Genomic DNA, 24,017 nt, shown 5'->3' on the forward strand with positions numbered 1-24,017 from the left:
CCACTGAAGTCTCAAGCAAATCTTTCGCCGCCTGTAATATCGGCGGATTTCACTGCCGTTAGCTGCCGGATGCAAATCTCAGCAGTAATGCAAGGCTTCACCCAGCGCGACTAAAGCCATCGCCTGCCCGTAGGCCATAGGGGCGATAATGATCCCCTTGTAATCTTCTTTTGCCGCCCCGATCGGTGTCCCTCCTGATACACCTAGCACTGTACCTTCATCGTCAATTCTGTCCAGCACAGCCCGAATCGCTATCAGGGCCGGTTCAGCATATGCCTCCGGCAGCAGCCCCCTGCGTACACCATGCAGAATACCGGCTGCGATGGCTGCCGACCCGGATGTTTCGGTATAACTGTCCGGGACGTCCAGCAGCGTATGCCACAATCCGTCCCCGCTCTGGCAGGCCAATAAGGCCTCTGCCTGTGCATGCAGAATCTGCTGAAGGTAAGTGAAGACTCCGCTGTCCAGATAAGGGCGCATCAGCTCCAGATACTCCGGCAGGCCGAGCGTGAACCAGCCATTGCCGCGGCACCAGAACGCTTCACTGAAATTGTGCCGGCCGCCAAAGTGCCAGCCATGAAAGAACAATCCCGTCTTTTTGTCATACAAGTATTTGATATGCAGCAGCAACTGGTGGAGCGACGTTTGCCGCCATTCGGAGTTATCGTATTTAACCCCCATTTTTGCCGTGAACAAAATAGCCATAAACAGCGTGTCAATCCAGATTTCATTGTCATGGAGCGTAATTTCACTCTTGCTCGCTCCTGTTGTGACATGCTGATAGCCAAGCTCCTTCGTCCGGGGCAGATCATTCATCAGCCATTGCACCCATTCAGCGCTTAGTTCCTCCGCCTCCTCCAGCTCCATCAGCGACAGCAGCGGGGCCGTCGTATTGATGTTCCGGCTTGGCAGTCCCTTCGTAAGCTGCCGGTTCATCCACGGCTTGGCATAAGCCTGATAACGGTCGTCCCCGAAATGCTGCTCAAGCTTCTGCAGACCATACAGCCCCACGCCCTGCGGCCAGTCCCATTCCTCCATTCCGAAATCACGGGCAAAATACCCCCGCCTGCCTGCATCCTCCCCTAAGCTCTGCAATTCTGCTTCGTTGTCCGGCCGCGCAAGCTTCAGCAGCTTATCCGTCACCCGGTCCAGCTTTCCGACGATTTCGGCCTTGTTAACCCGGCTGTTGTTCATTTATAGCACTGCTCCTTTTCCTGCCTTATTTTGGGGTGTTCCCTCATCCTGCGCTGTTCCCATATTTATTCTGAACGTCCTGATCTCGTAAGGCTTGATCTGGAATGCCAAATCATCCTCCCGCCACGCCTCCTGCGGCTCCTCCATCAAATTGCATTCCTGCCAGGATTCGATGGGGTAGGCGCTCTCTATACGCACCTGAATCCGTGAACCGGCATATTCATGCAGGCGAAGCACTACATGGCTGCCATCTTCCGAGCGCTTTATGGCATCGATCAGCACATGTTTGCCCTCGATGAAGAACAGCGGCTCTCCTTCCAGTTGTCCCGGGACCGAACGCAGGGGATTATTCAGTTCCCAGGCCTCCTGGACCACCCCGCCTTCCACAAAATCGCCAACATGCGGATAAAGGGCGTAAGTGAAGGTATGCCGTCCCTGATCCTGCTCCGGATCGGGGTGAACGGCCGATTTCAGCAGCGTCAGCCGCAGCACGCTGTCTTTGATGTCATAACCATATTTGCAGTCATTGAGCAGGGCTACACCATACCCTTTCTCACTGAGATCGGCCCACTGATGACCTACCGTCTCGAAACGGGCATAATCCCAGCTCGTGTTCCAGTGCGTCGGCCGTTTGACGTTGCCGAACTGAATATCATAGGTAGCTTCCGTGGCATGGATATCGACCGGGAAGGCTGCTTTCAGCAATTGATTATGCCCATGCCAGTCGACGACTGTCCGGAAGTCAATTCTGGCCGTATCGCGGTAGAACATGATCTGCTGGGTAATCGTCGAGCGATGATAAGTCCAGACCATGAGCAGTACAGCCCGCAGCGGACCGTTCTCAATCAGCCCGCACTGCGTAAGCTGCGAGATTTCCGTCATCTTTTCCTGGTAGAAGATATCAATATCCCAGGCTTCATAATCCAGCGGCTTGTCTTCGAATACCTGAAGCACATTGCCGCGCTGTCCTTGTGCCAAGAGCTCGCGGCCGTTCCGGCGGTCACGCATCGAGGTGAAATGCCCCTGATCGTTCCAGGCCACCTCAACCAGCGGTGTGGTCAGACTGTTCGCGGCAATATCGGCAAGCTGCCCCTCTCCCTCCAAATAGGCATATTCCTCGCGCCTCCGTTCATATTGCAGAACCGCCGTGCCGAGTGCAGGCACGGAAGGAATATACACCAGACTGCCGCCATCTGCCGTCTGCTGTTGTTCCAGCAGCATCCCGGTCGCATCCCGGATGACGCCTGTATCTGCAGCTTTTCCCGGCAATTCAATATAACGCGGACGATCCCAGGTCGAGCTGTTGAGCAGTGTGAAACATTCTTGCCCGCCGGTGAAACCTCCGGTTCCTCCCCCACCGTTAATTAATGCCAGCGACCGGGCCTCCCCTTCCGCATATTCAAGGTCACTATCCTCGTATACCTCTTTAATCGATGAACCCGGGATAATGTCATGGAACTGGTTGCGCAGCAGGATCTCCCAAATCTCACGCAGTTCAGCCGCAGGATAACCGGCTTGCAGATCGCCGCGTCTCACACCGGCCAGCGTGTGCAGCCACTCCGCATCCCGCAGCAGCAGCTCCAGGCGGCGGTTGTATTTTTTATTGCGGGCTTGCGAGGTATAGGTTCCCCGGTGGCATTCGAAGTATAATTCGCCGTTCCAGGTATGCACCTGCGGTTCAGCATCCCGGATACGCTCATGCAGCCCGGCAAAATACTCCCCCGCACTGCCCATCTTAAGCTTAGGCATCCCCGGAAGCTTATCAAACCGCCGCCTAAGCTCCAGCATCTCCCGTGTAGGCCCGCCGCCTCCGTCGCCCCAGCCATAAGCAAACAGCAGATGATCATTGATGTCCTTATCCTGATACGAATTCCAAATTCCCCGCAGCAAAGCGGCAGTCATCCGGCCGTTATACGTATACGCATCCCCGTTCTTCTCAGAGGTTGTGATGAAATGCGTCAGAACTTCTGAACCGTCCATCCCCCGCCACCAGAAGGTGTCATGCGGCATCCGGTTGAACTGGTTCCAGCTGATTTTGGTCGTCATGAATGTGTCTATGCCTGACTTGCGCAAAATCTGCGGCAGCGCCCAGCTGTACCCGAACACATCAGGCAGCCATAAATACTTGCTTTCGATGCCGAACTGTTCACGAAGGTAGCGTTTGCCCGTCAAAATCTGGCGGACCAGCGACTCGCCGGACGGAATATTGCAATCTGCCTCCAGCCACATTGCCCCTTCCGCTTCCCAGCGGCCTTCCTTGATCTTACCGGAGATGCGGTGAAACAGATCAGGATAATCATGCTCCAGATAGTCATACAATTGCGGCTGCGTTTGCAGGAACTGATATTCCGGAAATTCCTCCATCAGCCGCAGTACGGTAGAGAATGAACGTGCCGTTTTCTCGCGCGTATGCTTTAGCCGCCACAGCCAGGCGACATCAATATGGGTATGTCCAACAGCTGTAATCGTCATATCAAACGTTTTGGGCATAGCATCCACCGCTTGATTCAAGCTTGCATCTGCCCGGTACAGCGAGATCATGTGCGCCTCCGAGCCGGGCTCAGACCAGTCAATTTCCCGGAAGGCATCATTCAGCGCCTTTTTCAGCCACTGCTTTTCCGGCAGGTCGCTGCCCAAATAGCGGCAGGTATCCAGCGCCGCCTGCGACATATAGAACAGATCATCAATCGTCTCATCGAGATAACCAAGCATCGCCTCGCTAATCCGGTGCTCCTGAACTACGGGCGGCCCTCCGCCCTCCAGACCGGACCACAGCCGGAAGACCAGCTCCACCGTCTGCCCGCCTAATGCATCGCCAAAGATAACCTCCCTATGGTTGGTATCAACGCCTTGATAAGGCTCTCCGTTCACAAATAGCAGAGATTCAAACCCGGAGTTGTTGAAGCTCCCCGACTTGCCGAAGTCAAATCTTCCCGCGATCTTGAAGCCCGCTTGACTCGGAGGCAGCACCGCCACGGCACGCAGCCAGACATAACGGTCACGCCCGCGCCAGAGCTCCTGCAGCCTGATCTTGCCATCAAATGATACGGCCTCCGGATAGACACCATTGGCCCCGTCCTCATCCTCCGCGAGCTCCAGTTCATTCAGCTCCAGCACCTTGCGGTATCTGTACTTTCCGATTTCCGCCTGACGCCGGATCAGCTTTTCTTCTGTTAAAAACATCATTCCCACCCCTTGTATCCGCTTTCATATCGCCACTATAGCAAACCCTCCCGATCAAAAACTACCTTATATTTGCTGGAATTCCCCTCTTATATTGCAAATCTTGCTTTTCTGCACATATAATAAATGCATATTAGAAAATAAGGCGGCGAGGGCATATGCTTGAAAGCGACCTGTTGTATGAGCAAGGGTATAGCGTACGCATCAACACTCCGGCTGATCCGCTTTTTTATTATTTTGATTATGACCAGCGGTCCCATAATATCAATATGGAGTTTCAGCATTTCCATGATTTTTATGAGATTCATATCTTACTCGATTCCAGAGCCACCCATATCATCGAAGGCAACGTGCACCCCCTTCAGCAATATGACATCGTTCTGCTTCGCCCTCACCGGCTGCATAAGACCCAGTATCCGGCAGGTCCGCCACATAAGCGGCTGATTATTAACTTTGCCGTGCCCCAAAATATACCCGGTTTAGAAACCGCTTACAAAACTATACTTCTCCCTTTTGGGGAAGAAGTGCCGATCTACCGTTTGACGGGTGAGCCGCGGAGAGCCGTGTTTGATCCCCTTAACACTATCTTCAGCTTGTCGCACAGCGCTTCGCCGCTGAACCCTGTACTGATTCACAGCCTTTTCCAGCAATTTTTATGCGCTTTGTACCAGCAGCGGGAGCGGAGCAACTATGTACTAGAAGAAATCGGGAATTCTATTATGCAAAAAATATATTCAATCACCGCGTATGTCCACAGTCACTACAATAGCGAGCTGTCTCTGGAGTTCATCTCCAGGGAGTTCTATATCAGTCCCTATTATTTATCGCACCAGTTCAAATCGGTCACCGGTTTTACACTGACCGAATATATCCAGATGACCCGGGTCCGCAATGCCCAGCAATTGCTGATCATCACCCGGCAGAAGATTTCCGACATCGCCGAGCAGTGCGGATTCAACAGCTTCTCCCAGTTCAACCGCGTATTTAATAAGCTTAGCGGCATGTCTCCATCCGCGTTCCGTAAGCATCAGGCCTCGTCCAGTCCAAGCTCAACCCTGTTGTCCTACTAAGATGAGTGAAGCTCATTTCAGCCACTGAACCCAATGAAAAAAAGCTTCTGAGCTGTCCGTAGGGACAATTCAGAAGCTTTCTTTCCTGGTATGCGGTCAAGAGGACTCGAACCTCCACGATATTGCTACCACTGGCACCTGAAGCCAGCGCGTCTGCCAATTCCGCCATGACCGCAAAGTATTGTTTATTGCAGTGCAGGAATTAATATATCATGATTTTAACAATAGGGCAAGTTAATTTTTATTTGGCATTTAAATTTTCCAATGAAAGGCCTGGCGTTTAAGACTAATATCATAGGTAGACTGCTTTCATAGCTATATATTATTACTAACGATTTCCCATTCGGTCACAGATCAATAACGAGGTGATTCTGTATGAGCAGGCCTTATGTAACGGCAACAAGCACCAACAAGCTTCATTTATTCCTCGCGGAACTGGATAGCAGAATGAAGGATTTTGAATCTCTGGACGGCGTCCTGGGCATCACCTTGAACGGCGGATTATCCCGCGGGTATGCCGACGAGTTATCGGAGATCGATTTAGTTTTCTACTTGGAGTCCTCCCCGTATGAGCTGTGGAACAGTGGGCAATCCCCTATCCCCCTAGGTATTACCAGGATCGGCAGCTATCTGTATGACATCAAGATCTCAGATCTGGAAGAAGAGCAGCATCGGTCGTGGGAGAGTGTGGCACTGTGGGATTTATCCTATGCCAAAATCCTGTACGATCCCACGGGGCAAATCGCCAAAATGATGTCAGAAAAGCTGGCGCATACACCAGAGCCGCTGCATGCCGAAGGCTTGTTATTCAATTGCTGGTGGTATTTTCGGCTGGCCGGGGATATCTGGATTCACAGAGGTGATCCCGTGCAGGGCCACTCCATGCTCAATATGGCAGCGATCCGCTTGCTGGAGGCCTTATTTATTGCCAACCATGAATATGTGCCGCATGAGAAATGGCTGGTCCACATGAGCAGAACGCTGCCATGGACTCCGGCCTGCTGGGAAACAAGACTTAAGGAGATGATGAGCACCGGGGACCTCTCCAAGGAGAGCCTGATTGTAAGACAAGCCATAATCGAGCACCTTTGGCGGGAAGTCGATTCTTATATCATCAGCAAGGAATGTCCGGGCTACAACTTGAATGTAATGCACAAAACCTTCTATGATCTGCTGAAATTTCTGCTGCCTAAAGACAGTCTCCCCATCAAGGAATGGACGGATCGCATGGGTTTATCCATGTTGTCGCGAGAACCTTTTGTCCGCTTTACCTCCGTCACGAAAGACCAAATCATTGTAGATAAGCACAAACTTCTATCCATTCAACCGGAGGAGCTAGACTCGTGGTTTGCGGCCTTAGTAGAACAAATTAAGGAGGAGTCAGAGTGAATAGCCAGCGATTATGTGATAAAGAGGTTGTTCCTACGGAAGAACAGATCTATACGTTTATTGGCGTAGAGGCCAAGCAAGCATGGATCGAACTCAGCAGCTTTGCCGAACAAAATTACGATTACCAGCCAGAACTCAATTTTGGCGGGAAAAATTATGGCTGGAACGTGAGATACCGCAGGAGCGGAAAGACCTTATTTGCTATATTTCCGGAAAAAGAGGGATTTACCGTTCTGCTTGTACTCGGGAAAAAGGAGATCGAGGCGTATACGGGCAAGATGGAAGAGTTCGGAGCATATTTCAAATCGGTGTATGAAGCTGCTGCTCAATTCCACGATGGACGATGGCTATGGATTAAAGTGCATTCTATAGATGAACTTAAGGATATTGAGCAAATGATCCTGATCAAGAAAAAAACCAAGAAGCGGGGGTGATTGGATGAACTGGAGAATTAAAGAGCGGCTGCAATTCGGAAAAGAACGGAAGCTTATCGACGGCTACTGCCACTTTGGCTTTCATAATCCACAGGGTACCCGCTATATTTTGGACCATGATACACACTGGGTTGGGGAAATCGCGACGGATACGGACACTCTGAACTGGACGGCCGGAAATCAGATCGTCAGAGAACATGTTAGGCATATCTATGCGGATATCCTCAACCCTACTTATATTACCTTTCCGGATAAGGAGACCGTTATCGTCGCCAGCAGCGGGAATAACAAAGTATTCGCAATTAACCCTGCTGCCGGAGAAGCCCGGTTGCTGATAGATGGAGCGGCTTGTGGGTTTAAGGATATTGGGAATTGTGAGTATGATTCTGCCGGCTTCTTGTGGATCAATGAAGTGACCGGCTGCCGGGTCCATAAATTTGATCTGAAAGGTAATTTAATGACTACGCTAGGAACGGGTGAACCGGGATTTCAGGCGGGCACAGTATCTTTTACACAGGTGCAGTTTAACTGGATTTATGATTTAAGACGGGGAGCGGATGGAAACCTGTATGTGCTGGACAGCAAAAACTACTGTGTGCGCAAGATTGATCCCGTTAATGAAGAAGTCACGGTGATTGCGGGAACGGGCCGCGGCGGCTACACCGGAGATGGGGGATCTGCGCTCCAGGCTACCTTCGGTTCAAGCAGCGGAGAACATTTTGACGGGCCATGGTCACTATCTCTCGACGAAGCCTCCAATCTGTATATCGGAGACACGCAAAATCATGTTGTCCGCAGGGTGGACCACAGCTCCGGGATCATCACCACCATTGCCGGAACCCCGCACATCGTTTCTCCAGCGGAGCATGTTCTGGATACTCCCGATCTCTTCAGCCTTCAGCTGCCGAGAATATGCAGCCTCGATTATTATGACGGCCAGCTGTTTGTTCCTGAATGGGACGGGGAGCTGATTATTCTGGAAAACTGCCCATGACTGTCCGGCTCAACTGCCGGTTGGAAAACGCCGCCCCTCTCCCCTCCTTGAATCCATGGTTATTCTATAGTCCGTTCCCAGGCTCTTTCTGGAGGGGTTTAGTTACGGAGAACAGTTCTATGTGGATTCAGGCCATATCCAATGTAGGGGTTGGGGCAGATGGCTTTTTATCTAATGGTCAGTTACCGCAAGACCATTGATGATTTAAAAACCAATGTCCAAGAGTTAAAAGAAAGTGTCCGCGACCTTATACAAGCGCTCAAAGAGAAGGGCTGACTACTGAACAAATCGGGGACTCGAAATTACCGAGTTCCCGGTTATCTTAATTTTCTTCCGGAAAATTAATAATAATATCGCTCAATTGTTCAGGATTTGCAACCGTATGAGAGAACTCTACCGATCCATCCATACCAATGATCCCATATTCTCCTTTATCGTAAACAAACGTTTCATCTTCAAAATAGACTAGTCGAGACATTAATTTAGGCTGCACACCCCAAAGAGTATCTATGCCTGTATTAAAAAATTTAGCCAACGGACTAGACGAGTTCTTCTGATTTGAAGCCACCATTTGACCTTCCCAAACAAGGCTCATATATCCGTTTTTCATCTCGTAATAGTAAATGCTACTATCCAAAATGAAATAGAACTTAGAATAGTCTTTTTCATTAAAAATATAGCTGTAACTATGACTTTCCGGACGCACAGAGGATGTATAAAATTCCACCCTTGGCATCCCAATAACAGCTAATCTGGCTTTAGCCAGATCGCCGCTTTTTATCTGGGTTTGAGTTTCAGGATCTGGAGAAACAAGCACAATACCGTTATTTTTTGAATCCCAATCGACAAGCACTCCGAAATTTTCACTCATGAATCGCAGAGGAACATAAACTGTGTTCCCCTTCACAAGAGGAGGCCTATCTAAGTCTAGTTTTTTGTCATTCATCATCGCAACATCACTGTTTATGACAAGACTCAATCTATCAGAGGTGGCCTTGTTAATAATTAATACTGTTTTGGACCTGCTGTCCCAATTCACCTTGTAACCCAAAGATTGAACGGTACGAATAGGAACGTAACTAATACTGTTTTTAATCAAAGGTGCAGCCAAATCAGTTAAAAAGCTTCCACCTACATTTAACTGAATAGGCTTTGCTGCACTAGCTATACTGTTTAATGAAAATAAAATAAAGAAAGTGCTAAGAATCGAAATTAATGTTTTTTTCAATTTAATCCACCCTTTACTTTTTTTAGTTGATACATCCATTTTAAGAATATTTCAGTTTAAAGTAAAGCTAAATAAAGAGAAAGTAGACCCTGTCTAATTCACAACTTTATCAGTTCGAATTTCATCAGGAATGGATTGAAGCATTCCAACTAAAAGATTTGAACTATCGTCTCGCATGCTTCTTAAGACATCTTTTGAATCCACTCTACCATAGGTTACATCTCTTGAATCTCTCGCAAGATCAAAGTAAACCTCATTTTTTTCTGGTTCAGGTCGCTTTCCATTCTCTTTTGAATACACACCTGATTTGCCTACTTCCTCTACACCCTCCCAAACTAAATAGCCTAGATCATTTTTAATCTCATAATAGGAAACTAAATTTCCCCATACGTGGTAATATCGCAAGACCTCACCTTCAGGGAAATACAACTGATGGGATGACATTTCTTTACTTGAGGATAGTTTATTTTCTCCAATCAAAGGAAGAGACAGGGCAATTTTACGAGCAGCGAGTAAATCATCGCCCTGATATAAGGTAGAATAGGTATTTATCTTATCCCAACTATGAATAATTATTTCATTTGCATCTTTAACCCATTTCACCTCTGCTTTAAAAGCTTCACTAATGAAACGTAAAGGGACCATAATCCGATTATTTTTGACTTGAACAGGGGACTCCAATTTTATTGTATTCCCTCCATATGTTACCTCTTTTTCTCCTAATTTAAGAACTAACTTATCCTGATTCACTTTTGTTGTTACAGTAACTGTTTTATTTATTGAATTCCAATTCAAATTAAGATTTAACTTTCTCAGGGAATCTAATGAGACCATGGTTATTCCATTAATTACGACAGGTGGTGAATCTGAACTGACTACTTCACTATTGATAATAAGAGTAACCGGTGATTTTGCATATATTGGTATTGAACTACACAAAAATACTAAACACATTACTAATAAAGCACTTATCATTTTTTTCATATTTCTACATACCTCCCATTTTTTAGACTCATTTATAATAGACGCAACCAAACATACAAAAGTTTTCAAAAAAATATTGCGAACGTTACGCATCTCCTCTAAATTCATTTACATGTGAGCATTTTGAAGAAGTTACCTCTTCTGTTCCTGAATGGGACGGAGAGCTGATTGTTCTGGAAAAATGCCCATGACTGTCCGGCTCAACTGCCGGTTGGAAAACACCGCCCCTCTCCCCTCCTTGAATCCATGGTTATTCTATAGTCCCGGATTATAATGAAATTACGACGTCGAATTCAATTTCGGGAGAGGTAACTATGATTAGTAGCGAAAAAGTCGGCAAACGCATCGCCATGCTCCGTAAAGAAAAACAGCTGTCCCAAGAACAATTGGCCGAACAGCTCAATGTCACGGCTCAAGCTGTCTCCAAATGGGAAACGGGGAAGTCCCTGCCCGAAACCGCCACCCTGCCTTTGCTGTCCAGTGTACTGGGTCACCCCATTGACGGCATTTTGCTGCCCCAGGAATTAGTCGTACTTTCCGCCGTATACACAGATGGCCGGGATTCCCATGATGTCACCCACTTTGTGAACCAGTTCGTGGCCGGCAACAGACTGTCCTTCACCGTCAGCGATCATATCTTCCCCGGCTGTCTGTCCGGCGACCGCTCCAAGGTGCTGATTGTCAGATATGAGACGCCTGCGGGAATCTATTCAGCTTATGCGCTGAAAGAACAGCTTCTGACGATTGATGTTCATTCCAAAGGGTATACCTCCGGCAAAAGCGGACTGGAATTTGTGTACGCCTCCTATGGAAATGAGCTGATCCACCGGAATGTTTTGAAGAAGATGCAGCATTATGAGTTCTTTCAGTGGGAGCAGTTCACGGTCAGCCACGAGCTTTTCCCAAGCCTTATCGACAATGATGGCAACGATTATCTGCTGCTCCTCTACTTGAATGCCGAGGGTATTCATGCGGTAAGTTGTGCCGAAGGTGAGCAGATTCACTACAGCCCGGACCGGACTCTCCTCTTCGCCATCCAACCGTCCCGGCAGCATTATATTGTTGAGAATGTAGGCCGACTTGGCTTCGGCCAAGGAATGGACTGCTCCTGGGCAGGAGCCTTCTATCTGTCGTTGAGCACAAGGGGGATTGAGACTACCTATGAGCAGGTGATGGGGGTGTCCGGGGCATGCTGGAGAATTTCTTTTACACCGGTGTGGGATTATAGCTCAGCCGATGCACTCGTAGCCTATGATTATTCAGCTGCTGCCCATAAAGCCTATGGTCTTACAGCCAGCCGGGCGAACCGGCTTACACCGGAAGAACGCAAACAGGAGAAGCAAAAACTAATGGACAGCATCCGGAAGCATCAGCTGCCGATAGCGATCAACCTCAGAGTTGCCCCCGAGTGGGGCGTAATTACAGGGTACTTGAACAATGGGGATACCCTGCTGTGCCGCAGCTATTTTGACGGGGAAACCTTCGAGAGTCTGCACGACGATCCAGAGTTTCAGAGCGATATGAAGGTCAGCAAGGGCTATTTATATGTGGACCATTGGCCTTATATGCTAATGCGCTTTGACAGCCAGGCTCATGTACCGCCAGCTCTGGACAACTTCTATGCTTCACTCAGGGTCAAGCTGGACTCCATGAGGGCCGATGACAATAGAGGGTACCGGCTCGGCTATAAGGCTTTGGATACCTGGTGCGAAGGTCTGCTCAGCAGCCGGTGGTACCAAGATGCAGAAACCTCTGATTTTGGACGCAGGTTCGGCGTAAACCACTTTTGCATGATGGCGCTAACCGATGCCCGTAGAAGCGCCGCAGCTTACTTAAAAGCCTCGCTGCCGCTGCTGCAGCATCCTGCCGAAGCCGGCGCGCTGGCTGAAATGGCCGGTGTGTATGAACAGATCGACGCCTTACTTGAAGGTTTTTACAAGGGAATGACCGATCCAGCTTCTATAGAGCCGGGCGTTTCCCCCCACCCGTTCTGGACGAATGAGCACCGAAGCCGGCAGGCGGAGCTACTGCAAACCGTAAGCATGCTCGAACACCGTGGAGATGAGCTGGCTAAAGAGATACTGGGGAACAGCCAGCGCCATGCGCAGTAATAAGGGGAATGCCCAAGCTGTTCCGACATTCTCAGCAGTGTTGGTGCTGCTGTAAGATCAGCATCAATCCAATCAATCATGAGCTGAACCATTTCATTCCATTCCACCATCTAAGGTTCCCTCCTCTCATTGATGATCTTAGCAAAGGCAGCGCTTGTATATTTGACCTGAATTGCAATCAGTATTTGTATTCTTTATAATACACGGAAGCTAATATTGCAGCGCAAAGGAGAAACGATATGCCGACTGATGCAGGGACGAAAGAAAATCCATGGAAATTAAAGACGCCTCCGCTAACCTCTGAATATGAAATGTATAAAGATGAAAAAGACGGCAAACCCATTATCGTCTGCACGGTAGGCAAAACCGTGCTGCATTACGACTATCGCTGCATCAATGACTTATACGCCATGCTAAAGGAGAATGGGGAATGGATGGAGCTGGGCAGCGCTGATGAGCAGAAGCCGGCAAAAGCAGGCACGGTCGAAGCCTGGGGGCGTTCTCCTGACAACCCGGTCGGCGGCTGGTACGGATTGAAAAAGGGTCTGCGCGGCAGATTCGGGATGTATATCCCTCCCTTAATGGAGGCATTAGGACTTGCAGAAGTCGAGCATCAGCCAAGGAACAACCGTATGAAGGCACTGTAAGGGATGGAATCCCTACCTTTTACCCGAATCAAGCCCTTCAACACGATCCGACTAAACAGCACGCTGCATTCCGTATGAACACATTATTCATTAATCAGCTATTCTTGGGCTGTGATGTTTGCATTTGATACTGGCATGAGATATGGCAGAAGACACCCCTAAGGGTGTCTTCTGTGCAGTACTGTATACTATTTCACCTGCTGCTGCTAAAGCCTGCATAGTACAGAGCAGACGCTTCTTTATGCCTTAAGATCCAGCACCAGCACATTCACCGAGTTAGCAGGCAGATTAAGAACAATATCGCTGCTGTTCAGTGTAATCTCCCGCTCGTCAGGCACGATTCGCTCATTGTTCTTCTGGTTTACATTAGGCACATGTACAAGCTGGGCTTCGCCGGTCAGGGTGATCAGCTTCGCGGCTGCCTCGACCTTCAAATCTTCAAGCTGCAGCTGCGTTATTTTGTCTACATCATCGGCATTCACAAGCTTTACATACACATGCTTCGCGTCTTTTGTAACCGAGTTGAAAATCTCTCTGTTGTAGGCCTCCAGCTTGTAGTCCAGCACCTTGCTGGCTGCTCTGCCGTCCGTATACGAACAGATCAGGCTCTCTCCGGTTTCACCACCGTAATTCACTGTAATCGTGTATTCCGTGTTGTCGGAAATCTCTTCATAGCTGGCTGCTCTAAGATTGCCTGCCGCCGTGCTGGAAGAGTAGTCGCCCAAGGTATAGGCTTCCACACCTTGCTTGTACACCTTCACACCGGTAGCATTGCCGCCATAGCTGATAGCATATTCGAGGACGTCCTTGTTCTCCGGTGAAATGTCAGTCAGCCCTGCGCCCACGTAGAAACCGTCCTCCCCCGCGATTCGCGAAGCAACAACCTCCACCTTGTAATCGGTCCAGCTGTCATTCAGGATGTACAGGCCGTTCAGCCCGCTGGCCTGCGCCTTAAGTACAAGCCCTTTATCCGCCTGAACGGTATACCCTGCGGAACCGGGGATGGCCTGCCAAGCCGGAGCCAGCGTCTGTGTAAAGTCCTGATCAAGCAGCACACGGCCATCCTTGTTCGACGTTACGGTCACGCGCTTCACCAGAATATCAGCATTGCCTGCCGCGACTTCAATTCCGCCATGAGGAAGAAGCGCTGCCGGTTTGCCGCTTCTATACGTAGAGAAGGAGGTTGCCAGTACTTTATTGCCCAAATATTTGGCATACAGCTGCTGCACATAATAGTTCGGGGTGAACCACACCGTCTCATCGTCGAACCAGATGCAGTCCGGTGTCCAGCGGTAGGTCCCGTCCGTCAGCACCTTGTTGAACAGCGGCGCATAGGCGGCGAGCAGAACGACATCTGCATTGTTTTCAAATCCGGTCATAACCGCTGCCTCTGCTACTGCGCCAGCCAGTGTGTTTTTGTCCGTAGAAGCATATTCCCCGACAAATACCTTGGAGGTTTCCTTCCAGTCGATGCTGCCGTCAGCGTTATACGCTCTATAGTAGTAATTATACCGGTCGGCATTCGCAAGCAGATAGTCATTGGAACGGTAGTAATGCTCATCGGCAATCGTGTCCATGTAGTTGCTCTGCTGCCCGTACCAGGTTACCGTTTCTTCAATTACTTTATGCCCGTCGGCAAAAGCCACCTCAGCCGATCCGCTGAGATTGCCGCTCAGGAACTTCCAGCCCTGTTGGTACGCATCATCGTCCGCTTGCGCGCCAACCGTGGAGATAATATGCAGCTCATGCCCCGGATAGTTTTGCTCCATATAGGCATCTATTGATGTCTTGAACACTTCAAAGTTGGCGAAGAACTCTGTACCCCAGTTCTCGTTGCCTACGCCCAGATAGCGCAGATCAAACGGAGCTTCATGGCCCATCTTGCTGCGCATGGCCGCCCATTCGTTATTCTCGAAGTCCATGCTGATGGCGAAGTCGATCAGGTCGGTAAAGTTCTTGATGTAATACTCCCGTAATTCGCCTCCGGCCGGATGGGCGTAGTCCGAACGCGCCTGGCACAGCACGCCGCAAGCCATCACCGGAAGCGGAGTTGCATTAAGGTCTTCTGCCAGCTGGAAATATTCCATATAGCCGAGGCCCATAGTCATCATGTAGCCCCATACGTTGTAATTTTCTTTGCGCAGCTCAACCGCTCCGATGGAATCCTTCCAGTCATACACATTCTCCCAAATAAATGAGCCTTCAGAGATGCAGCCGCCGGGGAAACGCAGGAATTTCGGATGCATGCCGACAAGCGCGTTCACCAGATCTTTTCTCAGCCGATAGTTCGGGTTGCCCGTATAGTTGGCGTGAGCCGACCGGGAGTGCGCTTCCTCGCCTGCCCCCCATACATCCTGCGGAACCAGGGACACCATGTCGATCGAAATTTCACCCGAAAAAGCAAGCGCCAGCTGGCCAAGAGCCGTAGCCGAACCCGTCAGCACAAGCTTGGCATCCACTCCATACTTCTTCCAGGTGTTTCCGCCCTCCACTTTCACGAATACGGAATCACTGATCGCTGACCCGTCCGCTCCCTGAAGCTGCAGCGTAATTGTACCGGCTGACTCTGCCTTCGCCCAGATCGTGAAATCGTACTTCGCGCCCGTTAGTATGGACATGGCACAATTTCCGTTGGAATCAGCAAACCCTTTGTTCTGAACCACGGCGCCATCTGCCACCGTCACATAATAAGCATTTACTTCCGGGTCCTTTACGCCAAAATGTTCATTTAGTCCGCCGCTGTGCTGCGGGAGCATCTTACCGGTATCTCCGGACCACGCGAATAAGGGCTCGCGGTTCCGGCCGGTGGAGCAGCCGCATTCCCCGGAAGTATGGGAATAGGTATCAAAAGCAAAAGATTCGAACGAGCGGTTCTGCACCAGCTCAGCATAAATTCCGCCGTCCGCTGCGTTGTTAATGTCTTCATAGAACAAGCCGTACATCACCTCGCTGACATCGAGGATTTCCTTATTCCCATGGATGGTCAGTGTATATGGAGGCAGGTCCTGCGGCAGCACTGAGACGTCGAAGCTTTTTTCCATAGAGACAGGCCCCCGGGTCAGAACTGCGGTAAGGGTTGCCGCTTGAGCAGAGCTTATTTCCTGAACCTGTCCATTATCCAGAAGCGCCGCAGGCTGGCTAGATTTCCAGCTCACTTCAACTTTTCCGCCCATCAGCGAAGCCGGCAGTGACAAGTCCTTAGTGATTATGGTCGTGGGGAAGGCAAGATACTTGTCTCTGGCCAGCCTTACGATCTCTTCATTACTCAAAGAATCGCACATCACCTCAATGACCTCGTCCATCGACAAACCCGCTTTATAAATCCGCATATCCGAGAGCGAGCCGGCAAAGTCTGCATCCGCAGCAAACTGCGAACGGCCGATAAAGTTGCTGCTGTAGTTGTCCGAATCCGTAAAGGTCGCAAACCATCTGCGCAGCTGGGCATAGTTGCCGCTGGAGGTCTGGCTGATCGAGCCGTCGGCCACGGCTTCACCGTTCACATACACCACCGGACCCGCACTGCTTAAAGTGCCGCCTTGCGTACCCGTTACCGACATGGCAATGTGCATCCACTCACCCCCGGCAAATCCTCTGCCCGGATCAACGGCCAGATCGCCGCCGGCAGACAGGGTACCGCGCAAATTACGTGTCAGGAACAGATAAGGCCCTTTCTCCCCTTTGCCAAAGTCAAAGATCCGCTCCCATACGTTAGAGCCCTTGGCAAAGTTCACCCATGCAGCAACGGTTATCCCCGTGTTGTCGCTTACATCTTGAAGCAAGTCCGCCGGAAGCCGGACATACGAGGTTCCTGCATCACCACCCGCAAACGTTGCAGCCACTCTGCCGCTCACCTCGGAGATTACCGGTGCTACCTTGCCGAAGGCCTCTCCGTTCCGCCCTTGTCCAGAGCTGTCTTTAGCGATATGGTCTGCATCCTCGAATTTGTAATGTGCAATGATTTGATCGCGGAAATTAGTCATTAGGGTCTCTCCCAACCTTTTATTTAATATAAATATGAATCAGTTTATAAAAATAAATACCATATAGCTATACTACCTCATTAGGCGGTTATTTCTCAACTTTTTTTGCCATACTCGTGGAACTAGCACAAGCCGTATCCAATCCTCTGTGTACTATAGGAGTAAATAGAACAATGAGGTGATCTGCAAATGGGCAATTCAGCAAGAGTGCGCAAGCAGGCAAAACGATTGAAGGGCCGAAAGGTCTGCATTACGCTGCATGACGGGCGTACCTATGTAGGATGGATAACCGGACTCGATCAGGGGGCGCTCATTCTCTCCAAACAGCGCAGTAACCATAAACCACGTAGAGCTTCCACCTCCCGTTCGCAAAAGGCCACAACCTCAGCATTTCTGCCGTTGCTCGGATCCTTGCTCGGAGGCTCGGGTGCCGGCGCTGCCGGACTGGGTGGGGGGCTTGGCGGACTGGGCGGACTGATGGGCGGCGGACTCCGCTTCTTCGGAATGATTCAGAAAGCTATGCCGGTGATGAAGATGGGCTACGGCATGATTAAGACAATCAGACCGTTTATGAGTGGGCTTAAGGGATTGATGGGGGGAGGAGGCGGGGTTTAGCAGCTTAGGGGCCGACCAAAGAAGAACCAGCTATTCCTTCTTTAACAAAGAACGACATCCGTTTCTGTATATATTTTCTTACAATATTAAAAAGACACCCCGGGGGTGTCTTTTTTGCGATGTATCCTGTTCACTTCATATACAGCTCAACCAGCTCATAGCATCTTTCCTTCGTGACCCCTGACTGGGTCGCTGCATATTCCAGCGGCTCCATCGTTCCGCCTTCAAATTCTGCCGCTGCCTTCGCCGCCGTTTCATCTCTTTCTGTGATCCATTTTAATTGCTTTTCTTTTAATTTGGCCATTTCATCTTTCGGAAGCTGCTGCTTGAGCACCTGGTAAATCTCATTTAGAGCCGCATCCCACCGTCCGTACTCCTTGTCCGCAGCCTCGATCATTGACGCCGTTGTCCCTTCATCAGATAAAGCCTGCAAATCCGTAAGCCCCTCTTCAATCTTATCCAGCTTCTTCAAGTAGTCCTGCTTCATCGATCCGGCGGCAGGCTCCTGCCCGATTGCAGGCGACGTTTCCTCCGGTGTGGCTTCCGGGGTTGTTACCGGGGTTGTTTCTAGCGTTGTTGCCGGTGCCTGCGCCGTTGCTGTTTGCTGCACAGTCTGATCCGGCTCTGCCGAATTTACCTTGCTGTCTGCATTATTACTGCAACCGGCAAATACTAAACTGCAGGTCAATAGAGTCAATATCATTGTTTTTCTCATTCGTCCTCACCCTATCATCGCTTTATAGTATATATCGTGTGGTTTGGCTTACCTTTTAGCAGAGGCTTATTTGTATATATTACCTGCACTGGCAGCATTGTAATCATCGCAGGTATAGTTAAAGATATACTTTCCTTCCAAAAACTAAAATAGATATACTAGAAACATGAGACAACAACAAATTCTGATCGTTGAAGATGACGAGACTATTGCCTTTGGACTTAAAGTGTTCCTGCTGCAAAAGGGTTTTGGTATCCAACATGCCGATCGGGTCAGTACCGCCAAAAATATGCTGACCGCCAGCCCCCATGATCTGATCCTGCTGGACTGGAATCTTCCTGACGGCAACGGCTATGATTTCTGCTCTTACGTCAAACAGATGTCCGATATTCCGGTAATCTTCCTGACTGTGCGGGATGACGAGCATGATATCGTGCAGGGTCTGGATATGGGAGCCGATGATTATATCGTTAAGCCGTTTCAGCTTAGTGTGGTACTTTCCCGCATCCAGGCCGTACTGCGCCGGACAGGAATCGCCGCCCCTGCGTCAGCCCGCCTCACCTGCGGAGCACTTCTGCTTGACCCGGTCAAAACGCAGGTATTCTGCAGCGGAACAGAGGTGCCGGTGACCGCCGGTGAATACCGCCTGCTGCTGCTGCTTCTGCAGAACAAGAATCAGACGCTGACCCGCAGAGTGCTGCTTGAGAAATTATGGGATGCGGACGGGGATTTTGTCAACGACAACACTTTGACCGTGATGATAAAACGGCTGCGGGAGAAATTAGGCCCTTCCTCCAGCATCAAGACGATTCGCGGCATCGGCTACCGCCTGGAGCCTGATGATGAATAGACGCAGGTACAGCCGGTTTCTCCTTCTGGCCTTCGCCGCTGCCTTGTTTGCCGGACTGGTTATGGGGATTGGCATATCCCGGCTCGTCTCGCAGGCTGAGTACACCCAAACGGCGCGGCTCACCGGGACATCCTACAGCCGCTACCCGGAGCTGGAACAGACGTTAGTACAGGGACTGCATGACGGGATTGCCGCCGATTTGCAGACCGGCACCGAACTTCTGCACCGCTATGGGTATACCCTCCACACTTTTAATAACAAGAACCGCCTGCTGATCATCACGGGAAGTGTGGGCCTGTGGATGCTCCTGTTTCTGCTGTTTGCAGCAGTTCAGTATCGATTACAAATCAAAAGAAAGGAAAGAATCGCCGGACTGACAGCCTATCTCTATTCCATTAATCAGGGACAGCACCATATTCTGCCCCGGACTGGTGAGGATGAATACTCTTTCCTGGAAGACGAATTATATAAGACTGTTGTAGAGCTGCGGCATACCCGTGAGACAGCCGTGCTGGAAAGGCAATCGCTCGCCGACAATCTGTCCGATATTGCCCATCAGATCAAGACACCGCTGACTTCTGTCTCTTTGATGGCTGAATTACTGGCAGACAGCAGGCAGAACAGTGCAGACGCCCTGTATGTGGAGAAAATCCAAAGCCAGCTAACCCGCCTGGAGCGTCTGGTATCTTCCTTGCTGACGTTGTCCAGGCTGGATGCGGGAACGCTGGAACTGCAGCAGCTTCCGGTGGATGTGTACACGATGCTGGCCAGCGCCGCTGAACCTCTGGAGAATATCCTCTCCGGCAGAAGGCAAACCTTGACCCTTCAATCCAGCCCTGCCATCAGCTACCGCGGAGATTACCATTGGAGCTCGGAAGCACTGCTCAATGTACTGATGAACTGTTCGGAGCATATCCCTACTGGCGGCAACATCACTGTATCTTACGCACAGAACCCCGTGTACACGCAAATTATAGTGGAGGATTCCGGGGCGGGATTTCCTGCGGAAGAACTTCCGCATATATTCAAACGCTTTTACAGAGGGAGCAATGCCCGCAAGGACAGCGTTGGTATCGGTCTTGCGCTGGCCCATTCCATCATTCAGCGGCAGAATGGCAGCATCCATGCGGAGAACCGGCCGGAGGGCGGGGCCCGTTTTGTCATCAAGTGGTATGCCTATTAATCTTCCACCGTCACCGGAATGTCACCGTGGGCTGGTAGAGTGGACCGTACAAAGGAGGCTCCACCCATGGAAATATTACGTTGTGAGAACTTGACGAAAGCCTACGGTTTGGAACATTCGCTCGTTACCGCCCTTGACTCCGTTCAGCTGTCGGTACAAAAAGGCGAATTCGTCGCCATTATCGGCGCTTCCGGTTCCGGCAAGTCCACTCTGCTGCATCTGCTGGGCGGCGTAGACCGCCCGACCAGCGGTACGATCATGATTGAGGACCGTAACATTGCACAGCTGAACGAAGAAGAATTAGCGGTATTCCGCAGAAGGAAGGTCGGGCTGATCTACCAGTTCTATAATCTTATTCCTGCCTTAAGTGTCCGAAAAAATATTGTACTGCCGATGCTTCTGGACGGAAGACCGCCGGATGAACAGCGGCTGCAGGACATTATCCGCAGCCTGGGATTGGAATCGCGGCTCGACCACCTGCCGGGCCAGCTGTCCGGCGGGCAGCAGCAGCGTGTGGCTATCGCCCGTTCCTTGATTTACAGACCCGCTCTTCTACTGGCGGACGAACCGACCGGAAATCTCGACAGGAAAAATACAGAGGAAACGGTCGGGTTGCTGAAATTGTCCCATCGGCAATTCAATCAGACCGTTCTGCTCATTACCCATAACGAGAAGATTGCGCTGGAAGCGGACCGGATTATCACCCTGGAAGACGGCCGCATTGTTTCCGACGAGGTGATCCGGCAATGAATACTATCATCGGAGACTACGTCCGCTCCCATCTCAAGGCGAACAAGCGCAGCACAATGTTCATCTTCACGGCCATTCTGATCGCTGCCACCTTACTCTGCGCCTCTGGTTTTCTACTTTATTCCCAGTGGCTTAACGAGGTGGATACGACCGTCAAGGACCGCGGTAATTGGCATGCCCGTTTAGGACAACCGGTTCCGGCAGAACAGCTGAAATATATTCAGCTCCATCCGCAGGTGGATGAGATCTATCTGGAATCGCAGCACCAGTCGCTACAGCTGGAGGGCACAAAGCGGCCTTATCTGAATCTGGTACAGCTGAGCGATGCCGCTTGGGAGAACAGCCCGCGTACAGGAAGACTACTGGAAGGCAGGATCCCAAAGAATAAGGGCGAGATCATCGTATCCAAATTATTTTTTGCCGAGAATCCCCAATACCAAATAGGAGACAGCCTTCAGCTTCCCATAGGGCAACGTATGCTGGATGGAAGGCCGGTGGCGGACTATGCCCCACGGCTCCAAGGTGAAACCTTTCAGCCTGCTGGTGAACAAGCCTTCATCATTACGGGAACGATCAATGAATCCTCCGTATCTTCTTATCCCTGCTACTCTGCCTATGGCTTCGCGGATATGCAGACGGCTTCACCGAAAGAGCTGTTTAACGTCTCATTGCGGCTACGTAACATCTCTGATGCTTATGAAACGGCTCCGCAGCTGGCCGGGAACATTGGCCAGAAGCCGAATGCTTCCGGAAGCTACGCCATTACTTACAATACACCGCTTCTCGCCTTGTACGGGCTCAAGGGGCCCGGTGTCCATGGCGGAATTGCCCTAACCTCCGGGTATGTACTCTCTGCCCTTCTAACGATGGGGCTGGTGATGCTCCTCTTCACCATATTGATCTACAATGCCTTTACAGTTACAACAGCAAGCCAAATCAGGCAACTGGGTATTCTCAAAAGCGTTGGTGCAACGCCGAAGCAAATTCGCCGCATTGTATTATATGAAGCCTTGGGGCTGGCCTGGATCGCCATCCCCCTGGGACTGCTGCTTGGTTACGCCGGAATGGCCGTTATTATCAAAGCCATCGACGCCCTGTTAGCCGATTCTGCGAACAACCATTTACGCATTGCATTCTCTTGGCCCATCGTAGGCATAGCAGGGGCAGCAAGCTTTGCCACCGTATTATTGTCCGCATGGACGCCTGCCCGGAAACTGGCCAAACTGCTGCCGATAGAAGCCATCCGAAATGTCCCGGCTACAAGGAAGGCGGGGAAGACACGCGAATACCGCTGGATACATAACAGACTAAGCCCTGAGGGCGGGCTTGCGTTCAGCGCCTTTGCAGCCAACAAAAAAGCCTATCGCACGACGATAATCTCGCTCACGCTGTTCATTACGCTGCTCGTAGGCTTTCAAAGCTTCGCGGTCATCTGGATAGCCGACCAGAAGCTGGCACTGGCCCAGAAACAATACACTTTCGAACTGTCCATGACCACCGTGGAGCAGCCCGATCCGGCTATGATGAAGCTGCTGTCCGGCTTGTCCGGTGTTCAGCAGCAGGTGGTGTACCGGGAGGCTGAACACTCCCTTAAATGGGATAAGCAGCGAATCCATCCGGCCTTTGCGGCTGCCGGTGGATTTCAGGACAGCTACTATCTCGGTGATTCCGGCGGCAGCTTTCCTACCGATCTGCTGCAAGAGGAGGGGCAGCCGCGAATTTTTCTGGAGCTGAAAGGACTGGATAGCGCCTCCTTTGCCGCTTACTGCGCCCAGATTGGGGTAGACGCAGCTCTATTTGCTGATCAGGCCCAGTCCAAGGCTATCGTAGTTAACCGGACCAGCGGCAATATTCCCTCTTTTATCGAAAAGTACAACATCCCGGAAACGGAGTATCTTCAGCTTGCCGCCGGTGATTCAATCACTATTGAAGAAGATCATTTCTCTGACCAGCCGCATACGGGTGGGCAGTATAAGCTTGCAATCGGTGCCGTGACCAGCCAATATCCGACGCTCGACCAGCATTACTATCCCTTGGATCTGGTGGTGATCGTGCCGATGGACACGTATGAGGGTATTGTTCAGAAACTCAGCATGGAGCGGTCGCTGGATTACCAGAGTATTACCTATAAGATGAACATTCCCCGGGAACAGCTGGCTGTGGCCCGGCAGCAGGCCAGTGAGATCCTGAATCAATACCTGCCACCTGAAGATTGGAGCATCACCACCCTGTTCAGCCGGGAGGAAAGCAACCGGAACGCCATCCGTTCCATCGAGCTGCTGGTCGGCGGCTTTGCCATCCTGCTCGGCTGCATAGGCATCACAGGTGCTTTTTCCACCGTATCCGGCAACCTTTCAGCCCGAAGACGCGAGTTCGCGATCCTTCGCAGTATGGGCTTGTCTCCCCGGGGTATGAAACGTATGCTGCGGCTGGAAGGACTATACTTTGGATTGTTGCCCTCCCTGCTATCTATACCGATTTTGACCGGCGTCTGCAGTATTATGCTGCATTACGCAATTGCCGCTACGTGGAAGGACTTTCTGGCCGGGATCCCTTGGCTTCAATTAGCAGGCTGCTTTATCCTTGCCGCAGGCAGTGTAGGACTGGCCTACCAAATCACCGGCGCAAGGATACGGCAGGAGAATGTGATTGATGCCATCAAAGATGAGAACTTGTAATCGGAGAATATA

Annotated in this window: 17 protein-coding genes, 1 tRNA gene and 1 pseudogene; 11 read left to right on the forward strand and 8 right to left on the reverse strand. The window is 50.6% G+C overall.

Translation table 11 applies throughout. The features are described from left to right. Nucleotides 1–78 precede the first annotated feature (78 nt). Together NYE29_RS08765 and NYE29_RS08770 are read right to left on the reverse strand one after the other, a co-directional pair. Nucleotides 79–1,194, reverse strand: coding sequence for a glycoside hydrolase family 88/105 protein (locus NYE29_RS08765; RefSeq protein WP_340895453.1), 1,116 nt, complete (start codon nt 1,192–1,194; stop codon nt 79–81). Next, nucleotides 1,195–4,377: an alpha-mannosidase gene (locus tag NYE29_RS08770; protein WP_340895455.1), complete on the reverse strand. Its 3,183-nt coding sequence runs from the start codon at nt 4,375–4,377 to the stop codon at nt 1,195–1,197. It lies immediately after the preceding gene. Nucleotides 4,378–4,535: 158 nt separating this feature from the next. Between NYE29_RS08770 and NYE29_RS08775 the strand changes: the two genes are divergently transcribed. Continuing rightward, the gene (locus NYE29_RS08775; protein WP_340895458.1) at nt 4,536–5,447 is read left to right on the forward strand and encodes a helix-turn-helix transcriptional regulator; all 912 of its coding nucleotides are present in this window, start codon (nt 4,536–4,538) and stop codon (nt 5,445–5,447) included. Between the two features lie 91 nt (nt 5,448–5,538). Here the strand turns inward: NYE29_RS08775 and NYE29_RS08780 are convergent. Continuing rightward, a tRNA-Leu gene (locus tag NYE29_RS08780) sits at nt 5,539–5,622 on the reverse strand. A gap of 200 nt (nt 5,623–5,822) precedes the next feature. Here NYE29_RS08780 and NYE29_RS08785 point away from each other — a divergent pair. Genes NYE29_RS08785 through NYE29_RS08795 form a run of 3 tightly spaced genes read left to right on the forward strand, consistent with a single transcriptional unit; the run spans nt 5,823 to nt 8,264 of the window. Continuing rightward, the gene (locus NYE29_RS08785; protein ID WP_340895461.1) at nt 5,823–6,836 is read left to right on the forward strand and encodes a DUF4037 domain-containing protein; all 1,014 of its coding nucleotides are present in this window, start codon (nt 5,823–5,825) and stop codon (nt 6,834–6,836) included. Then, complete coding sequence (locus NYE29_RS08790) at nt 6,833–7,270, forward strand: DUF3788 domain-containing protein (RefSeq protein WP_340895464.1); 438 nt, start codon at nt 6,833–6,835, stop codon at nt 7,268–7,270. The genes NYE29_RS08785 and NYE29_RS08790 overlap by 4 nt, the downstream gene beginning before the upstream one ends. Before the next feature lie 4 nt (nt 7,271–7,274). Beyond that, on the forward strand, nt 7,275–8,264 hold the full coding sequence (locus NYE29_RS08795; RefSeq protein WP_340895466.1) for a hypothetical protein: 990 nt from the start codon (nt 7,275–7,277) through the stop codon (nt 8,262–8,264). 322 nt (nt 8,265–8,586) lie between these two features. Here the strand turns inward: NYE29_RS08795 and NYE29_RS08800 are convergent, their stop codons facing one another. Next, nucleotides 8,587–9,492: a copper amine oxidase N-terminal domain-containing protein gene (locus NYE29_RS08800; protein ID WP_340895468.1), complete on the reverse strand. Its 906-nt coding sequence runs from the start codon at nt 9,490–9,492 to the stop codon at nt 8,587–8,589. A 93-nt stretch (nt 9,493–9,585) separates the two neighbouring features. Then, nucleotides 9,586–10,476 (reverse strand): copper amine oxidase N-terminal domain-containing protein, encoded by an 891-nt coding sequence (locus NYE29_RS08805; protein ID WP_340895470.1) that lies wholly within the window; start codon nt 10,474–10,476, stop codon nt 9,586–9,588. Nucleotides 10,477–10,790: 314 nt separating this feature from the next. Here NYE29_RS08805 and NYE29_RS08810 point away from each other — a divergent pair, with 314 nt between their 5' ends. Beyond that, complete coding sequence (locus tag NYE29_RS08810) at nt 10,791–12,587, forward strand: helix-turn-helix transcriptional regulator (RefSeq protein WP_340895472.1); 1,797 nt, start codon at nt 10,791–10,793, stop codon at nt 12,585–12,587. On the opposite strand, the pseudogene NYE29_RS34550 reads toward NYE29_RS08810, so the two are convergent. After that, nucleotides 12,581–12,697: pseudogene (locus tag NYE29_RS34550) on the reverse strand (AraC family transcriptional regulator); the annotation flags it as partial. The gene NYE29_RS08810 and the pseudogene NYE29_RS34550 overlap by 7 nt on opposite strands. A gap of 129 nt (nt 12,698–12,826) precedes the next feature. On the opposite strand from NYE29_RS34550, the gene NYE29_RS08815 reads away from it, so the two are divergent. Next, a complete protein-coding gene (locus NYE29_RS08815; RefSeq protein ID WP_076113431.1) occupies nt 12,827–13,234 on the forward strand; it encodes a DUF6855 family protein in 408 nt (135 codons plus the stop codon). Nucleotides 13,235–13,473: 239 nt separating this feature from the next. Here the strand turns inward: NYE29_RS08815 and NYE29_RS08820 are convergent, their stop codons facing one another. After that, nucleotides 13,474–17,214 (reverse strand): alpha-L-arabinofuranosidase C-terminal domain-containing protein, encoded by a 3,741-nt coding sequence (locus NYE29_RS08820; protein ID WP_340895474.1) that lies wholly within the window; start codon nt 17,212–17,214, stop codon nt 13,474–13,476. 189 nt (nt 17,215–17,403) lie between these two features. Between NYE29_RS08820 and NYE29_RS08825 the strand changes: the two genes are divergently transcribed. Beyond that, complete coding sequence (locus tag NYE29_RS08825) at nt 17,404–17,829, forward strand: LSm family protein (protein WP_076113433.1); 426 nt, start codon at nt 17,404–17,406, stop codon at nt 17,827–17,829. A 130-nt stretch (nt 17,830–17,959) separates the two neighbouring features. Here NYE29_RS08825 and NYE29_RS08830 read toward each other — a convergent pair whose 3' ends face one another. Beyond that, entirely contained in the window at nt 17,960–18,544 is a 585-nt protein-coding gene (locus NYE29_RS08830; protein ID WP_340895477.1) for a lysozyme inhibitor LprI family protein, read from the reverse strand. 166 nt (nt 18,545–18,710) lie between these two features. On the opposite strand from NYE29_RS08830, the gene NYE29_RS08835 reads away from it, so the two are divergent. From NYE29_RS08835 to NYE29_RS08850, 4 genes are all read left to right on the forward strand, one after another. Beyond that, the gene (locus tag NYE29_RS08835) at nt 18,711–19,394 is read left to right on the forward strand and encodes a response regulator transcription factor (RefSeq protein WP_076113435.1); all 684 of its coding nucleotides are present in this window, start codon (nt 18,711–18,713) and stop codon (nt 19,392–19,394) included. Beyond that, nucleotides 19,387–20,577: a sensor histidine kinase gene (locus NYE29_RS08840; protein ID WP_076113436.1), complete on the forward strand. Its 1,191-nt coding sequence runs from the start codon at nt 19,387–19,389 to the stop codon at nt 20,575–20,577. The genes NYE29_RS08835 and NYE29_RS08840 overlap by 8 nt, the downstream gene beginning before the upstream one ends. Nucleotides 20,578–20,643: 66 nt before the next feature. Further along, nucleotides 20,644–21,327 (forward strand): ABC transporter ATP-binding protein, encoded by a 684-nt coding sequence (locus NYE29_RS08845; RefSeq protein ID WP_076113437.1) that lies wholly within the window; start codon nt 20,644–20,646, stop codon nt 21,325–21,327. After that, nucleotides 21,324–24,005, forward strand: coding sequence for an ABC transporter permease (locus NYE29_RS08850; RefSeq protein WP_340895481.1), 2,682 nt, complete (start codon nt 21,324–21,326; stop codon nt 24,003–24,005). Before NYE29_RS08845 ends, NYE29_RS08850 begins: the two co-directional genes overlap by 4 nt. The last annotated feature ends 12 nt before the right edge of the window (nt 24,006–24,017 follow it).

The organism is Paenibacillus sp. FSL M7-1046 (assembly GCF_038007405.1).
Lineage (GTDB): Bacteria > Bacillota > Bacilli > Paenibacillales > Paenibacillaceae > Paenibacillus_AQ.

Coding starts and splice junctions, on each gene's coding strand:
- NYE29_RS08765 (WP_340895453.1), bottom strand. CDS start 1,194: ATGAACAACAGCCGGGTTAACAAGGCCGAAATCGTCGGAAAGCTGGAC.
- NYE29_RS08770 (WP_340895455.1), bottom strand. CDS start 4,377: ATGTTTTTAACAGAAGAAAAGCTGATCCGGCGTCAGGCGGAAATCGGA.
- NYE29_RS08775 (WP_340895458.1), top strand. CDS start 4,536: ATGCTTGAAAGCGACCTGTTGTATGAGCAAGGGTATAGCGTACGCATC.
- NYE29_RS08785 (WP_340895461.1), top strand. CDS start 5,823: ATGAGCAGGCCTTATGTAACGGCAACAAGCACCAACAAGCTTCATTTA.
- NYE29_RS08795 (WP_340895466.1), top strand. CDS start 7,275: ATGAACTGGAGAATTAAAGAGCGGCTGCAATTCGGAAAAGAACGGAAG.
- NYE29_RS08805 (WP_340895470.1), bottom strand. CDS start 10,476: ATGAAAAAAATGATAAGTGCTTTATTAGTAATGTGTTTAGTATTTTTG.
- NYE29_RS08810 (WP_340895472.1), top strand. CDS start 10,791: ATGATTAGTAGCGAAAAAGTCGGCAAACGCATCGCCATGCTCCGTAAA.
- NYE29_RS08815 (WP_076113431.1), top strand. CDS start 12,827: ATGCCGACTGATGCAGGGACGAAAGAAAATCCATGGAAATTAAAGACG.
- NYE29_RS08820 (WP_340895474.1), bottom strand. CDS start 17,214: ATGACTAATTTCCGCGATCAAATCATTGCACATTACAAATTCGAGGAT.
- NYE29_RS08825 (WP_076113433.1), top strand. CDS start 17,404: ATGGGCAATTCAGCAAGAGTGCGCAAGCAGGCAAAACGATTGAAGGGC.
- NYE29_RS08830 (WP_340895477.1), bottom strand. CDS start 18,544: ATGAGAAAAACAATGATATTGACTCTATTGACCTGCAGTTTAGTATTT.
- NYE29_RS08835 (WP_076113435.1), top strand. CDS start 18,711: ATGAGACAACAACAAATTCTGATCGTTGAAGATGACGAGACTATTGCC.
- NYE29_RS08840 (WP_076113436.1), top strand. CDS start 19,387: ATGAATAGACGCAGGTACAGCCGGTTTCTCCTTCTGGCCTTCGCCGCT.
- NYE29_RS08845 (WP_076113437.1), top strand. CDS start 20,644: ATGGAAATATTACGTTGTGAGAACTTGACGAAAGCCTACGGTTTGGAA.
- NYE29_RS08850 (WP_340895481.1), top strand. CDS start 21,324: ATGAATACTATCATCGGAGACTACGTCCGCTCCCATCTCAAGGCGAAC.